Raw genomic sequence first — 14057 nt, 5'->3', positions numbered from 1 at the left:
TACGCACCAACGAAAACGGCGGCGCCCGAAGTGTCGGGTCGCCGCCGTCTTGCTGCCAGAAGGCCGCGCGCTTGTCGCGTATCGATTGATGTCGATTACTGCACACCGTGCATCCACTTCCGGATGACCGGCGACAACGCGATCAGCAGCAGGCCAATCGCGGTGGCGGCAAGGCCGATCGTCCAGAAGACGCCGTTGTAGGTGTCGAGGCTGACCTTGAGGTTGGTGACCTGCCCGCCGACCGTGTCGACGCTGGCGACCTGCGCCACGATCCCGGCGACATATTGCGCCACTGAGACCGACAGGAACCATACGCCCATCATCAGCCCGACGACGCGCGCGATCGACAGCTTCGTAATCATCGACAGCCCGACGGGCGAGATGCACAATTCCGCGACCGAGTGGATCAGGTACAGTCCGGCGAGCCACCAGATCGCGACCTTGAAGTCCGCGCCAGCGAAGCGCCCGCCGAAGACGAGGAACAGGAAGCCGAACCCGACCAGCATCAGCGCGATCCCGAACTTGACCGGGATCGACGGTTCGCGCCCCGCCGCCGCCAGCTTCGTCCACATCGCCGCCATGATCGGCGCGAAGACGACGATGAAGAAGGCGTTGAAGAACTGCGTCTGCCCGGCCGACAGCGAGAACAATCCGAAGATCGACAGATCGGTGTTGCGGTCGGCGTAGAGCGTCAGACTCGACCCGGCCTGTTCGAACAGGGTCCAGAATACGACATTGAAGACGATCAGCACCATTGCCGCCAGCATCATCTGAAATTCGGCGCGCGAGCCGTTCTTGAACGACCAGATCAGGATGCCGGGCACCGCGATCAGGAAGGTGCCGAACAGCAATTTGCCCATAAGCGGCAGTGCGATGATATAGCCGATCAGCCCGGCGCCGGCGATCGGCTCGGGCGCGTTCATCAGGTTGGTGAACAGCAGGTAGAAGATCGGCACGCCAATCAGCGCGGCGGCATAGATGCCCAGCGCGCGGTCCTGCTGACCCGGCTGCACCGGCGATTCGCCATAACCGTTGAGCCGCCCGCCATCGAACTGGATCAGCGACCACGACGCCAGCATTCCGATCGCCGCCAGCCCGAAGCCCGCCCACCAGCCGACCATCGTCGCGAGTAGCGGGCACAGCAGTTGCGACAGCGTCGAGCCGATGTTGATCCCCATGTAGAAGATCGTGAAGCCGGTATCGCGGCGGCGGTCGCCGACCGGGTACAGCTCGCCGACCATCGTCGAGATGTTCGGTTTGAAGAAGCCGTTGCCGACAGACACCAGACACAGCGCGAGCAGCATCACCGTCACGTAGAACGGACTGCGCTCGCCATCCGACTGGAACGCGCCCCTGGCGACGGTGCGTTCGGGCTGGCCGTCGGTGCCGAGCAGCGCGACGCTGCCGTCGTCATTGCCCTTGATCGCCAGCCGCTTCGCGCCATCGAGCACGTAGCGGGTCTCGACACCCTCGGCGTTCTTCTCGATCGCGACCTCGTAGCGCTGGCCGTCGACGGTCGCGAACGGTTTGGCCGTCTCACCGCCAAAGCAGAGCGTGAAATAACCGATCGCCATCAGCACCGCGCCGAATTTCACCGCGCGCTTTGAGCCCAGATACTGGTCGGCGAGATAGCCGCCGATCAGCGGGGTGAGGTACACGAGCGCGGTATAGCCGCCGTACAGCCCGGTCGCCTGCCGGTCCCCGAACAGGAAATGCTGCGTCAGGTACAAAGTGAGCAGCGCACGCATGCCGTAGAAGCCGAACCGCTCCCACATCTCGGTCGTGAACAGCCGGGCGAGCTGGCGGGGGTGGCCGAACCACGTCGCTTCATCGGCCGGATTGACGTGACTGATATCCGGCTCGCGCGGGCTGTCCGCGGTTGGGGTGTCCACCATGAGGGGCAAGCTCTCCAGAATATGGGTCGTCGCCCGCGGCGGCGCGCGGGGGAACAAGGTTGCGGCGGAGACTAACGGTTAAGCGGGCGCTGTAAATATCCTGTCACATCGCCTATCCACACCCGGGTCATGTTCAACGACCTTTCCTCACCGCTTTCGCTGCTGACCACGCGCCGTTCGGGCAAGCCGCGCGACCTGATCGCGCCGGGGCCCGATCACGCGCAATTGGTCGAGATGATCCGCATCGCCGGGCGCACCCCCGATCATGGCAAGCTGGCGCCGTGGCGGTTCGTGATCGTCGGCGACGACCGTCGCGACGCACTCGCCGCGCTGCTGGTCGACGCGTATCGCGAAGAACGTCCCGCGGCGGGACGCGCCGAGATCGAGGCGATGGAGCAATTCGCGCGGCAGGCACCGGCACTGGTGGTCGCCTTGTCGAGCCCGCGGACGGAGAGCCATATCCCGTTGTGGGAGCAGGAATTGTCGGCGGGGGCGGCGTGCATGAACCTGCTTCATGCGGTCCATGCACATGGGTTTGCGGGCGGGTGGCTGACCGGCTGGCCCGCCTTTTCGGATCGCGTCCGTGATGCCTTCGGTGAAGCGCCGGAGCGGATCGCGGGCTTCATGTTCATCGGCACGCCCGGCCGCGAACTCGATGAGCGTCCGCGTCCCGATGAGGCGCGGCTGTGGAGCGACTGGCAGGGCTGAGCGCGCCTCGACAGCCCAGGCCCCATGCTGTATTAAGGCAGCATGGCAGCGCTCAGCAACGACGACTCGCCCGTCTATCTCCGCCTGCGCGGCACGATCGCGGCGGCGATCCTGCGCGGCGAGTTCGGCGCGGGTGACCAGCTTCCCTCGGTTCGGGCGCTCGCCGCCGAACATGGCGCGAACCCTTTGACGGTGGCAAAGGCGTATCAGAGCTTTCAGGACGACGGCTATGTCGAGGTGCGACGCGGGGTCGGGATGTTCGTGCTACCCGGCGCCGCCGAACGTTTGCGGACCGTCGAGCGCGAGGATTTCGTCGCGCAGCAATGGCCGCGCATCCGCGAGCGGATCGCGCTGCTCGGGCTGAATGCGGCCGAGTTGCTGGAACGGGCGCCGGCGTGACGCTTTGACCCCGGTGATGCGTGCCTTTCTTCTTCCGCTGACGCTGGGCGTTGTGCTGGCCGGGTGCCAGCGTGAGCCTGCCGCCCCGACGCCGACCCCCACCGCAACCGCGCCGTCACCGACGCCGAGCGCTTTGTCGTCGCCGTCTTCCGATCTGTCTGCCTATGTCGGCGAATATCCGACCGAGCCGAAGGGTGGTGCGCCCAGCTTCCTGCGTCAGCCGCAGGTGCGCGAGGCGGTGGCAGCAGTTGTCCCCGACAAGCAGGTGCGCGCCTTGGTGCTCGGCAGCGACGTGACTGCAACGCCGATCGCGCTGGTCGAGGGCAAATTGGTCGCGTTCGGGTGCGAGCCGCACAATTGCGGGCCGCATAACTGGGCGGTGGCGATCCGCCCGGATGGGACGGACGCGGCGGTGTGCCTGTACGATCAGGACCGGCGGGTGGCGCGCTGGTATCCCGACAAGGCCGGGCCGGCGCCGGTCAACGGATGTCCGTCGGGGGAGTGAGCCTTTCACCGTCACCCCGGACTTGATCCGGGGTCTCGCTTCCTTTCGACGTGAGCGAAGAAGAAGCGGGGTCCCGGGTCAAGCCCGGGACGACGCCGACCGTCATTGCGAGCGCAGCGAAGCAATCCAGGGTCGGATCAGGACGCCCTGGATTGCTTCGCTGCGCTCGCAATGACGAGACGTTAGAACGCTTCCGCCGGCAGCGCGTACAGCACCGACGCATCGGCATTCGCCGCCGCTTCCAGCCCCAGCGCCTCGGGCACGATCTGCTCCAGATAGAAGGCCGCCGTGACCTTCTTCACCTGATCCGCGCCCTCGATCCGCGCCTGCCGCTCCATCAGCCACCCGCACGAGGCGACCGACAGCATCGTCAGGAACGGATAGCTCGCCGCGTGGCGATCGTCGGCGTTCGCGCCCTGCAACCGCCGCCCGACCGCCTCGCACGCGTCGATCAGCCGCACCAGCGCCGGCGCCTGCGCCTCGGCGCGCATGTCCGCGATCAGGTCCGCGAAGGCGCCGCCGTTCGACAGCGCCAGCTTGCGCCCGACCAGATCGGCGGCCTGGATGCCGTTGGTGCCCTCGTAGATCGGGGTGATCCGCGCATCGCGAAGGAACTGCGCCGCGCCGGTCTCCTCGACATAGCCCATCCCGCCGTGGATCTGGATGCCGATGCTGGCGACCTCATTGCCGATGTCGGTGGCATGCGCCTTGGCGAGCGGAGTCATCACCTCCAGCCGCTCCCTCGCGCGCGTGTCGCCCAGCGTCGCGCGATCGACCTGTCCGCAGGCGTAATAGACGAGCGCGCGCGCCGCCATCGTCTGCGCCTTCATCCGCAGCAGCATCCGGCGCACGTCGGCATGTTCGACGATCGCCGCCGCCTTGCCGTCGCGCGCGCCCTGTACGCGATCGCGCGCATAGGCGACCGCCGCCTGCGTCGCCGCTTCCGCCGACTGTACGCCCTGTAGCCCGACGTTGAGGCGGGCGTTGTTCATCATCGTGAACATCGCGCGCATCCCGCCGAATTCGGGACCGATCAGCTCGCCGAGGCAATCGTCGTGATCGCCGAACGACAGCACGCAGGTCGGCGAGGCGTGCAGCCCCATCTTGTGCTCGATCGACACCACGCGCACGTCATTGGGTGTGCCGTCGAGCCGCACCTTCGGCACGAGGAACAGCGAGATGCCGCGTGTGCCGGCGGGCGCATCGGGGGTGCGTGCGAGCACGAGGTGGACGATATTGTCGGCGAGATCGTGGTCGCCGAAGCTGATGAAGATCTTGGTGCCCTTGATCGCGAACGTGCCGTCGCCACGCGGCGTGGCCGTCGTGCGGAGCGCGCCGACATCGCTGCCCGCCTGCGGCTCGGTCAGGTTCATCGTGCCGGTCCATTCGCCGGTCGCGAGCTTGGGGAGGTAGGTCGCCTGCTGCTCGGGCGAGCCGTGATGCGCGATCGCCTCGATCGCGCCGACCGTCAGCGTCGGGCACAGCGCGAACGCCATGTTGGCGGTGCCAAGCGTTTCCAGCACCGCGGCCTGCACGACGAACGGCAGGCCCTGTCCGCCCCATTGCTCGTCGACGCCGATCGTGCCCCAGCCGCCCTCGACATAGGCGCGGTACGCGGCCGCGAAGCCCTCGGGCATCTTCACCCCCTCCGGCGTCCATTTCGCGCCGACCGTGTCACCGGTGCGCAGCAGCGGCGCCCATTCGCCGGCCGCGAATTGCGCGACGCCCTCGAGCACCGCCTCGATCACGTCCGGCGAGGCGGCGGCGAAGCGCTCGGCGGCGGCGATCTCGTCCAGCCGGACGACATGGTCGAGCACGAAGCGCTGATCGGCGGTGGCGGCAGCGAAGGGCATTTCTCTCTCTCCTGTCCAGCCGCTATAGCCGACGGTGATGCGTGCTCAAGACCCTGTCATTCGACGTTACGGCATGGCCGCCGTCGAGGAAGCCGCCGGCGTTATTCGTGCCGGCGGTATCGTCGCGGTGCCGACCGAGACCGTGTACGGACTTGCTGCCGACGCGCGTGATTCGGCGGCGGTGGCGCGCATCTATGCGGCCAAGGGGCGGCCGAGCTTCAACCCCTTGATCGTCCATGTGCCCGATCTTGCGGCGGCGGAGCGGATTGCGGTGTTCGATGCCGATGCGTGTGCGCTGGCGGCGCGGTTCTGGCCGGGTCCGCTGACGCTGGTGTTGGCGGTGCGCGCGGAGGCGGGGATCGCGTCGCTGGTGACCGCAGGCCTCGACACGATCGCCATCCGCGTGCCGGCGCATCGGGCGATGCAGGCATTGCTGGCGGCGAGTGGCGCGCCGCTCGCCGCGCCGTCGGCCAATGCGAGCAACGGGATCAGCCCGACGCGCGCCGCGCATGTTGCGGCGAGCCTCGGCGGCGCGGTGCCGCTGATCCTCGACGACGGCGCGACCGCGACGGGGGTCGAGTCGACGATCGTCGCCGGGCGGACGATCCTGCGGCCGGGGCCGGTGACGGTGGAGATGCTGCTTGAGGTCTTGCCGGTCGCGGCGGGTGTAACGGCGCATGTCAGCGCACCGGGGCAGCTCGCCACGCATTATGCGCCGCGCAAGCCGTTGCGGTTGGGCGCGCTGGCGCGGGAGGCGGGGGAGTGGCTGATCGGTTTCGGTGCGGTCGAGGGGGACGATACGCTGTCGGCGACGGGTGATCTGGAGGAAGCGGCGGCGCGGTTGTTCGATGCGCTCCACCGCGCGGATGCGAGCGATGGTAAGGGGATCGCCGTCGCGCCGATCCCGGAGGCTGGCATCGGCGTCGCGATCAACGACCGCCTCCGTCGCGCAGCGCATCGGTGATTTTCCCGTTATCCCCGCGGCGGCGGGGGGCCAGATGCGCAGGTCTTCGTAGGAGCCGGGACGTCAGAGGTTCTGGATTCCCGCCTTCGCGGGAATGACGGACGAGGTGCTCGTCGGTCCTGCGCAGGCAGGAGCCCATGTCTGTTTTGTGTTGCAAGAACTTCGACAAAAGGACGTCGCAGCTGTGTCAGACCGTCCCGACGCACGATACAGACATGGGCCCCTGCCTGCGCAGGGGCGACGGTGTCAGGCGGTCACCGCCTTGCTGCGCGCTGCGAAGCTCTTGCGGAGTTTCTGCAATTTCGGCGGGATCACCGCGAGGCAATAGGGATTGCGCTGGCCTTCGCCGTCCCAATAATCCTGATGATAGCCCTCGGCCGGGTACCAGTCCGCGAATGGCTCGATCGTCGTGACGATCTTGCCCGATGCGGTTTCCTGCGCGCGTGCGATCGCCTGATTGGCCTGTTCTTCCTGCATCACCGTCTCGGGGAAGATCGCCGAGCGATATTGCGTGCCGACGTCATTGCCTTGCCGGTTGAGCTGCGTCGGATCATGCGTCCCGAAGAAGATGTCGAGCAGATCGGCATAGCTGACCTGTTCGGGATCGAACCCGACGCGGATCGCCTCGGCATGGCCGGTGTCGCCGCCGCATACCTGCTTGTAGGTCGGGTCGGGGACGTGGCCGCCGATATAGCCGCTCTCGACGCTCTCGACGCCGATCACGTCCTTGAACACGGCCTCGGTGCACCAGAAGCAGCCGCCGGCCAGCGTCGCATATTCCGTCATGAAACTCGTCTCCTTTGCGTCCCATGTAGGAAGTCGCTACGCGGCGGCAACGTTTCGGGAGACTGACATGACGGCGTTGAACGGCAAGGTGATGGTGACGGGCGGCGCGGGCTATATCGGCAGCCACGCGGTGCTGGCGCTGCTTGATGCCGGCTATGAGGTCGTGGTGATCGACAACCTCGTCACCGGATTCGACTGGGCGGTCGACGGGCGCGCAGCGTTCGTGCAGATCGCGGTCGAGGACCCGGGCGTGCGCGACGTGATCCGTGATCACAACGTCAAGGCGATCATGCACTTCGCCGGATCGGTGGTGGTGCCCGAATCGGTCAGCGACCCGCTCAAATATTATCGCAACAACACCGCGGCGACGCGCACGCTGATCGAGAGCGCGGTGGCGGAGGGCGTGCCGCACTTCATCTTCTCCTCGACCGCCGCGACCTATGGCACCCCCGAGCGCGTGCCAATTTCGGAGAACGATCCGAAGTCGCCGATCAACCCGTACGGCATGTCGAAGCTGATGACCGAGTTCATGCTGCGCGACGTGTCGGCGGCGCATCCGATGAACCATTGCTGCCTGCGCTATTTCAACGTCGCGGGTGCGGACCCCGAGGGGCGCAGCGGCCAGTCGACGGTCGGCGCGACGCACCTCATCAAGATCGCGGTCGAGGCCGCGACCGGCAAGCGCGACAGCGTCGGGGTGTTCGGAACCGATTTCGAGACGCGCGACGGCACGGGCGTGCGCGATTACATCCACGTCAGCGATCTGGCGGAGGCGCATGTCGCGGCGCTGAAGCTGCTGATCGACCAGCCGGGCGAGAGCCATGTGCTGAATTGCGGCTATGGGCGCGGCTTCTCGGTGCTGGAGGTGCTGGATGCGGTCGATCGCGTGACCAACCGGACGATCGAGCGCAAGCTGCAGGGCCGGCGTCCGGGCGATCCGGGCGAGCTGGTCGCGGAGAACAGCGCGATCCTAAGGACGATCGAGTGGACGCCGAAGCGCGACGATCTCGAGGGCATCGTTCGCGACGCGCTGGCGTGGGAGCGCAAGCTGGCCGAGCGGCAGGGCTGATCGTCATTGCGGGCGTCGCGAAGCGATCCAGCGCGTCCTTATCCGGCGCTGGATTGCTTCGCTACGCTCGCAAAGACGGACCTGAAGCCAGCCGCCCCCGCACCGTCGCGGCGATCCACCACCACAAGGCCGCCCAGCCGGTGCCCGCGCACCAGCCCGCCAGGACGTCGGACGGCCAGTGGACGCCCAGGTACACCCGGCTCATTCCAATCGCGCCGACCAGCACCACCGCCAGCACCAGCACATAGCGCCGCACGGCCCGCCGTGGCGTGACCTGCGCGACCAGCCCGGCGAGCGTCAGATAGATGATCGCGCTGTTGGTGGCATGGCCGCTGGGAAAGCTGAGCCCGGTCACCTGCACCAGATGATCGACCAGCTCGGGGCGCGGACGGCCGACCCAATATTTGGCCTGCCCGGCGATGATCGACCCGCCCAGCGTCGCGACCAGCACCAGCGCGCCGGTCAGCCATAGTCGCTGCACCAGCAGCAACCCCGCCACGGCGATCACCACGCAGGTGAGGATCGTCCCGCTGCCCAGCGCGGTGACGTCGACCATCGCCGCGTGGAGCCATGCGGGGCCGAGCGGTTGCGCGGTGTCGCCGGGCGTGCGCAGCGCGAGGATGATCGCGCGGTCCCAGGCCAGCGGCGCCCCGTCGCCGATTTCATAGGCGAGCAGCGCGGCGGCGATCAGTCCGGCAATCGCCAGCGCGATCCACGCCAGCCGCGGGGCGGTCGGCGTGCTGCGCGGCTCGGCGGCGGGCAGCTCTGCGGCGGGGACGGGCGTGCTCAGCTCTTGAGCTTCCAGCCGCGGCGCAGCAGCGTGTAGCAGAGCAGCCCCAGCGCCACGTCGATCGCGAGGATCACGACGCTGCCGGTCGCGACCGGCGAATCGGCGGTGCCGAGGAAGCCGTAGCGAAAGCCCGAAATGACGTAGAAGAACGGGTTCACATGGCTGAACGCGCGGAACGCGGGCGCGAGGTGATCGACCGAATAGAAGGTGCCGCTGAGCAGCGTCAGCGGCGCGATCACGAAATTGGTGACCGCGGCGGCATGGTCGAACTTTTCCGCCCAGATCGAGGTCAGCACGCCCGCGAGGCTGAGGAACACCGCGCCGAGCAGCCCGAACCACAACACCGCCCACAGATGCTGCGGCGTGACGTGGACGCCGGGCCACAGCGCCATCGCCAGCCACACGGTCGCGCCGACGCAGAAGGCGCGCGTCACCGCGCCGCCGGTCAGCGCGGCGAGCAACTCGGCGGTCGACAACGGTGGCTGGAGATAGTCGACGATCGTGCCCTGCATCTTGCCGACCAGCAGCGAGAAGCTGGCGTTGGCGAAGGCGTTGTTGAGCATCCCCATCACGATCAGCCCGGGCGCGATGAAGTCCGCGAACGCCACCTCGCTGCCGCCGACGCGCACCGGGCTGCGCGCGCCATTGGCGACGGTGAAGATGACGAGGAACATCAGCGTCGTGATCGCGGGCGCCCAGATCGTCTGGAGCTGCACCTTGAAGAAACGGCGCACCTCCTTCACATAGAGGGTCTTCAGGCCGCCCCAGTTGACGTTCCGGATGACCGGGACGCCGGGGGCGTTTCTGACGCCTGATGGAATTTGTCCGATAGGGGGCTGGCTGCTCATCGCAAACGCGGGTACCCGCTGCCGCCGCTGCCCGCAACCGGAACGCGAACGAGGAAGACGATCATGTCCTGGACCGAGGAGCGCATCGATACGCTCAAGACGATGTGGGAAGGTGGCCAGACCGCCAGCCAGATCGCCGAAGCACTGGGCGGCGTCAGCCGCAACGCGGTGATCGGCAAGGCGCATCGCCTCGGCCTGCAATCGCGTCCGTCGCCGGTGGTCAGCAAGGAAGAGGCGCGAGTCGCCGCCGAGAAGGCAAGTGCCGCGGCCGCTCCGGCACCGGTCGCCGCAGCCGCACCGCCGCCACCGCCCGAGCCGAAGCCGGAGCCGCGTCCCAGGCCGGTGGCGGCCGCCCCCGCCGCTTCGCCGCCGCCGCCTGCTCCGGTGGTCGAAGCCGACGATGAGGACGAGGACGACGCGCCGTTCGCTGCCGAGGGCGAGACTCCCGCCGCGCCCGCACCGGAGCGTCCGCCGCAGCCGATCCTGCGCTCGGTCGGGCCGGGCGGCTTCGTCCGTCAGGCGCCCGGCGAGCAGCAGCCGCCGATCGCGCCTGCGCCACCGCGCCGGCTGGTGCCTGCGCGCACGTCGCCGGAATATGCCGACAAGACGTCGTTGCTCGATCTCAACGACAAGATCTGCAAGTGGCCGCTGGGGCATCCGGGCGAGCCGGACTTCCATTTCTGCGGCGACAAGGTGAACCCGGGCTTCCCGTATTGCGTGACGCATTGCGGGCATGCGTATCAGGCGCAATTGCCGCGTCGCGACCGGCGCGCGCCGCCGATACCGTTTGGTGGGCCACGGATGCGCTGACGACCGATCGCGCAAGCTCCAGCGAAGCTGGAGCGCGCTTCCGGCGATCGGCGCGGCCGGCGCGGCCATTGCCGCGTCCGACGACGCGGGCTTTGCCCGCGGCGTGGCCTTCCGGGTCAGGTATGCATCTTTCGTCATTGCGAGCGTAGCGAAGCAATCCAGGGCCGGATCAGGACGCCCTGGATTGCTTCGCTACGCTCGCAATGACGGCTGCAGGGAGCGACGTTCTCTCCTCGAGCCCGCCGCGGCAAAGCCGCGTCGTCAGTCGGGGCGCTGCCCCGCTGGCCGGGCTTGGGTGAGTCCCCGGACCAGCCATGCTGGCCGGGGCCACCCGGCGCCTTAAAACCGGAACGCCGCGGTCGCGCGCAGGCTGTGCCAGTTGAACTTGTCGTCGGAGCGGCGGAAGTCCGTCCCGCTGACCGTCCCGCCATTGATGGCGTTGGTGAACGGCGTTCCGGCCGGACCAGCCGCACGGACGCGGAAGTCGTTGTCCTGATACTGATGGTAGACATATTCCATCCCGACCGAGAAATGGTCGCCGATCCGCTGCTCGATGCCGCCGCCGCCCTGGAAGCCGAACTGGTTGCGCTTGCCGCGCTGCTCGAAGCTGTTGGTGCTCTGGCTCGACGAGAAATCACGGTCGATGCGCGCCAGCGAGGGACCGAACGTCCCGTAGAACAACGTCGAATCGTTGGGCGTGAAGCCCGCGCGTGCCCGCACCGCGGCTTCCCAGCCGATCTCGCGCGTCATCACGTAATTGGCGGGCGTGGAGGAAAAGCCGGTGACGCTATCGTTGATGTGCGACTTTCCGAACTCGCCGACCACGCCATAGACGATCGGACCCGACTGGTGATCGAAGCCGACGCGGGCGTTGTACGACCAGCCGTCCTTGTCGTTACGGCACCCCGGACCGCCGTTCTGCGGGCCGGTCGCGGCCTGTGCGCGACCGCCGCAGAAGCCGGGGCCGAACGCATTCGCGCCGCCGCCGGTCAACACGGTGTCGCCGAACCGGCCATCGAGGTTGCGGTCGAACAGGATCGTCGATCCGCCATCGTTGGGCTGGACGTCATAACCACCCGACGCGCCGACGTAGATGCCCGAAAAGCCGGTGGTCACCGCCGGGTCGCCGCTGGTGCCATCCTGCGCGACCGCGGGCACCGACACCAGCGCGGCGACTGCCGCGAAAAGATACGACTTCATTCACTAACTCCCTGAGAACACGGATCGGCAACGGGAGGCTCCCAGGATAGGTTGCGTGACGAACGGTTGCTGCCCGGCGATGGTGGCGCGCGGGCGGACGGCGGCGTATATGTCCGTCATGTCCGATCTCTTCGCGTCCGCCACCGCCAGCTCCGCCAGTTACGACGCGTCGTCGATCGAGGTGCTGGAGGGGCTGGAGCCGGTTCGCCGTCGTCCCGGCATGTATGTCGGCGGCACCGACGAGCGGGCGCTCCACCATCTGGCAGCCGAGGTGCTCGACAATGCGATGGACGAGGCGGTCGCTGGCCATGCGACGCGGATCGAGATCACGCTGGAGCCGGGCAACCGCCTGACGATCCACGACAATGGCCGCGGCATCCCGGTCGACCCGCATCCGAAGTTTCCCGACAAGTCGGCGCTGGAGGTGATCCTGTCGACGCTCCACTCGGGCGGCAAGTTCGCGGGCAAGGCCTATGCGACCTCGGGCGGGCTGCACGGCGTCGGCGTGTCGGTGGTCAACGCGCTGTCGAGCGAGACGGTGGTCGAGGTCGCGCGCGACCGGCAGCTCTATCGCCAGCGGTTCTCGCGCGGGCAGACGATGGGGCCGCTCGAGACGGTCGGCGCCGCACCCAACCGGCGCGGGACGACGGTCAGCTTCGTCCCCGACACCGAGATCTTCGGGCCGGAGCTGCACTTCAAGCCGGCGCGGCTCTACAAGCTGGCGCGCTCGAAAGCGTATCTGTTCGCCGGGGTCGAGATCCGCTGGAAATGCGCCGCGTCGCTCATCACCGACGACACTCAGGCGGAGGCGGTGTTCCAGTTTCCCGGCGGCCTGTCCGATCATCTCAAGGAGCAGATCGGAACCCGTGAATGCGCGACTGCCGACTTCTTCGCCGGGCAGCAGGATTTCGCCGACAGCCAGGGCAAGGTCGAATGGGCGGTCGCTTGGCCGCTGTGGAGCGACGGCAGCTACAGCTGGTATTGCAACACAATTCCGACCCCCGATGGCGGCACCCATGAGCAGGGATTGCGGCAGGCACTGGTGCGCGGGCTTCGCCAGTTCGGCGATCTGGTCGGCAACAAGCGCGCCAAGGAGCTGACCGCCGACGACGTGATGGTCGGCAGCGAGCTGATGCTGTCGGTGTTCATCCGCGACCCGCAATTCCAGTCGCAGACCAAGGACCGGCTGACCTCCCCCGAGGCGGCGGGGCTGGTCGAGAAGGCGATGCGCGACCATTTCGACCATTGGCTCGGCCACAATATGGACCGCGGCAAGGCGCTGCTCGGCTATGTGCTGGAGCGGATGGACGAGCGGTTGCGGCGTAAGGCCGAGCGCGACGTCAAGCGCAAGACCGCGACCTCGGCGCGCAAGCTGCGGCTGCCGGGCAAGCTGACCGACTGCGCCGCGGACAATTCGGACGGGACCGAGATTTTCATCGTCGAGGGCGATTCGGCGGGCGGCTCCGCGAAACAGGCGCGCGACCGCAAGACGCAGGCGATCCTGCCGATCCGCGGCAAGATCCTGAACGTCGCCTCGGCGACCAGCGCCAAGATCCTCGCCAATCAGGAAATCGCCGATCTGATCCAGGCGCTGGGCTGCGGTACGCGCAAGGATTGTCGCCCGGAACAGCTCCGCTACGAACGCGTCGTCATCATGACCGACGCCGATGTCGACGGCGCGCATATCGCGACGTTGCTGATGACGTTCTTCTTTCAGGAGATGCCCGATCTGGTGCGGCAGGGGCATCTCTATCTGGCGCAGCCGCCACTCTATCGCCTGACCGCGGGGACCAAGAGCCTGTACGCGCGCGACGACGCGCATCGCGCGCAGCTCGAACGCACCGCGTTCAAGGGCAAGAAGGTCGAGGTGGCGCGCTTCAAGGGGCTGGGCGAGATGAACCCGCAGCAATTGCGCGAGACGACGATGGACCCGGCGAAGCGCAGCATGATCCGCATCACGCTGCCGCACGAATATGAGGAGCGCGCGGGGGTCAAGGATCTGGTCGACCGGCTGATGGGCACCAACCCGGCGCATCGCTTCGCGTTCATTCAGGAAAATGCCGCGCGGCTCGATGGAGAGGCGATCGACGCGTGACGGGGTCAGGGCGGGGAGGGGGAATGCAGCCACACTGATCACTTGCCTGTTCGTCACCCCGGACTTGATCCGGGATCCGCTTCTTCCTTCTGTCGCCAAGAAGAAGCGAGGCCCCGGATCAAGTCCGGGGCGACG

General features: G+C 67.6%; 13 protein-coding genes. 7 read left to right on the top strand and 6 right to left on the bottom strand.

The annotated features are described in order from the left end of the window. Positions 1-95: 95 nt before the first annotated feature. The gene (locus tag BACI71_RS03110) at positions 96-1895 is read right to left on the bottom strand and encodes a peptide MFS transporter (protein ID WP_159754893.1); all 1800 of its coding nucleotides are present in this window, start codon (positions 1893-1895) and stop codon (positions 96-98) included. A gap of 129 nt (positions 1896-2024) precedes the next feature. Between BACI71_RS03110 and BACI71_RS03105 the strand changes: the two genes are divergently transcribed. The 3 genes from BACI71_RS03105 to BACI71_RS03095 are packed head-to-tail and all read left to right on the top strand — an operon-like array spanning position 2025 to position 3507. Next, the gene (locus BACI71_RS03105; RefSeq protein ID WP_159754890.1) at positions 2025-2603 is read left to right on the top strand and encodes a nitroreductase family protein; all 579 of its coding nucleotides are present in this window, start codon (positions 2025-2027) and stop codon (positions 2601-2603) included. A 42-nt stretch (positions 2604-2645) separates the two neighbouring features. Beyond that, positions 2646-3002: a GntR family transcriptional regulator gene (locus tag BACI71_RS03100; RefSeq protein ID WP_159754887.1), complete on the top strand. Its 357-nt coding sequence runs from the start codon at positions 2646-2648 to the stop codon at positions 3000-3002. 16 nt (positions 3003-3018) lie between these two features. After that, the gene (locus tag BACI71_RS03095) at positions 3019-3507 is read left to right on the top strand and encodes a hypothetical protein (RefSeq protein ID WP_159754884.1); all 489 of its coding nucleotides are present in this window, start codon (positions 3019-3021) and stop codon (positions 3505-3507) included. A gap of 182 nt (positions 3508-3689) precedes the next feature. On the opposite strand, the gene BACI71_RS03090 is transcribed toward BACI71_RS03095, so the two are convergent. Beyond that, the gene (locus BACI71_RS03090; protein WP_159754881.1) at positions 3690-5360 is read right to left on the bottom strand and encodes an acyl-CoA dehydrogenase; all 1671 of its coding nucleotides are present in this window, start codon (positions 5358-5360) and stop codon (positions 3690-3692) included. Positions 5361-5433: 73 nt separating this feature from the next. Between BACI71_RS03090 and BACI71_RS03085 the strand changes: the two genes are divergently transcribed. After that, positions 5434-6324, top strand: a complete 891-nt coding sequence (locus BACI71_RS03085; RefSeq protein WP_159754878.1) for an L-threonylcarbamoyladenylate synthase — start codon at positions 5434-5436, stop codon at positions 6322-6324. A gap of 246 nt (positions 6325-6570) precedes the next feature. On the opposite strand, the gene msrA is transcribed toward BACI71_RS03085, so the two are convergent. Then, positions 6571-7110, bottom strand: coding sequence for a peptide-methionine (S)-S-oxide reductase MsrA (msrA, locus tag BACI71_RS03080; RefSeq protein WP_159754875.1), 540 nt, complete (start codon positions 7108-7110; stop codon positions 6571-6573). 67 nt (positions 7111-7177) lie between these two features. Here msrA and galE point away from each other — a divergent pair, with 67 nt between their 5' ends. Further along, positions 7178-8179, top strand: a complete 1002-nt coding sequence (gene galE / locus BACI71_RS03075) for a UDP-glucose 4-epimerase GalE (protein WP_159754872.1) — start codon at positions 7178-7180, stop codon at positions 8177-8179. 61 nt (positions 8180-8240) lie between these two features. On the opposite strand, the gene BACI71_RS03070 is transcribed toward galE, so the two are convergent. Together BACI71_RS03070 and BACI71_RS03065 are read right to left on the bottom strand one after the other, a co-directional pair. Continuing rightward, a complete protein-coding gene (locus BACI71_RS03070; protein ID WP_159754869.1) occupies positions 8241-8735 on the bottom strand; it encodes a phosphatase PAP2 family protein in 495 nt (164 codons plus the stop codon). Positions 8736-8965: 230 nt separating this feature from the next. Continuing rightward, a complete protein-coding gene (locus tag BACI71_RS03065; RefSeq protein ID WP_159754866.1) occupies positions 8966-9817 on the bottom strand; it encodes an ABC transporter permease in 852 nt (283 codons plus the stop codon). A gap of 63 nt (positions 9818-9880) precedes the next feature. Between BACI71_RS03065 and BACI71_RS03060 the strand changes: the two genes are divergently transcribed. Further along, a complete protein-coding gene (locus BACI71_RS03060; RefSeq protein ID WP_159754863.1) occupies positions 9881-10627 on the top strand; it encodes a GcrA family cell cycle regulator in 747 nt (248 codons plus the stop codon). A 339-nt stretch (positions 10628-10966) separates the two neighbouring features. On the opposite strand, the gene BACI71_RS03055 is transcribed toward BACI71_RS03060, so the two are convergent. Next, positions 10967-11827, bottom strand: coding sequence for an outer membrane protein (locus tag BACI71_RS03055; protein ID WP_159754860.1), 861 nt, complete (start codon positions 11825-11827; stop codon positions 10967-10969). A 118-nt stretch (positions 11828-11945) separates the two neighbouring features. Between BACI71_RS03055 and parE the strand changes: the two genes are divergently transcribed. Beyond that, complete coding sequence (parE, locus tag BACI71_RS03050; RefSeq protein WP_236552788.1) at positions 11946-13922, top strand: DNA topoisomerase IV subunit B; 1977 nt, start codon at positions 11946-11948, stop codon at positions 13920-13922. Positions 13923-14057: the final 135 nt, after the last annotated feature.

It is taken from the genome of Sphingomonas sp. 8AM, from assembly GCF_902506455.1.
In the GTDB taxonomy this organism is placed as follows: Bacteria; Pseudomonadota; Alphaproteobacteria; order Sphingomonadales; family Sphingomonadaceae; genus Sphingomonas.
Note: the sequence above shows the minus strand (reverse complement) of the source record. Positions and strands in the feature narration are given on the sequence as shown.

Bases quoted from the DNA above. Each gene is read 5' to 3' on its own strand.
- BACI71_RS03110 (WP_159754893.1), bottom strand. From the start codon at position 1,895: ATGGTGGACACCCCAACCGCGGACAGCCCGCGCGAGCCGGATATCAGT.
- BACI71_RS03105 (WP_159754890.1), top strand. From the start codon at position 2,025: ATGTTCAACGACCTTTCCTCACCGCTTTCGCTGCTGACCACGCGCCGT.
- BACI71_RS03100 (WP_159754887.1), top strand. From the start codon at position 2,646: ATGGCAGCGCTCAGCAACGACGACTCGCCCGTCTATCTCCGCCTGCGC.
- BACI71_RS03095 (WP_159754884.1), top strand. From the start codon at position 3,019: ATGCGTGCCTTTCTTCTTCCGCTGACGCTGGGCGTTGTGCTGGCCGGG.
- BACI71_RS03090 (WP_159754881.1), bottom strand. From the start codon at position 5,360: ATGCCCTTCGCTGCCGCCACCGCCGATCAGCGCTTCGTGCTCGACCAT.
- BACI71_RS03085 (WP_159754878.1), top strand. From the start codon at position 5,434: ATGGCCGCCGTCGAGGAAGCCGCCGGCGTTATTCGTGCCGGCGGTATC.
- msrA (WP_159754875.1), bottom strand. From the start codon at position 7,110: ATGACGGAATATGCGACGCTGGCCGGCGGCTGCTTCTGGTGCACCGAG.
- galE (WP_159754872.1), top strand. From the start codon at position 7,178: ATGACGGCGTTGAACGGCAAGGTGATGGTGACGGGCGGCGCGGGCTAT.
- BACI71_RS03070 (WP_159754869.1), bottom strand. From the start codon at position 8,735: ATGGTCGACGTCACCGCGCTGGGCAGCGGGACGATCCTCACCTGCGTG.
- BACI71_RS03065 (WP_159754866.1), bottom strand. From the start codon at position 9,817: ATGAGCAGCCAGCCCCCTATCGGACAAATTCCATCAGGCGTCAGAAAC.
- BACI71_RS03060 (WP_159754863.1), top strand. From the start codon at position 9,881: ATGTCCTGGACCGAGGAGCGCATCGATACGCTCAAGACGATGTGGGAA.
- BACI71_RS03055 (WP_159754860.1), bottom strand. From the start codon at position 11,827: ATGAAGTCGTATCTTTTCGCGGCAGTCGCCGCGCTGGTGTCGGTGCCC.
- parE (WP_236552788.1), top strand. From the start codon at position 11,946: ATGTCCGATCTCTTCGCGTCCGCCACCGCCAGCTCCGCCAGTTACGAC.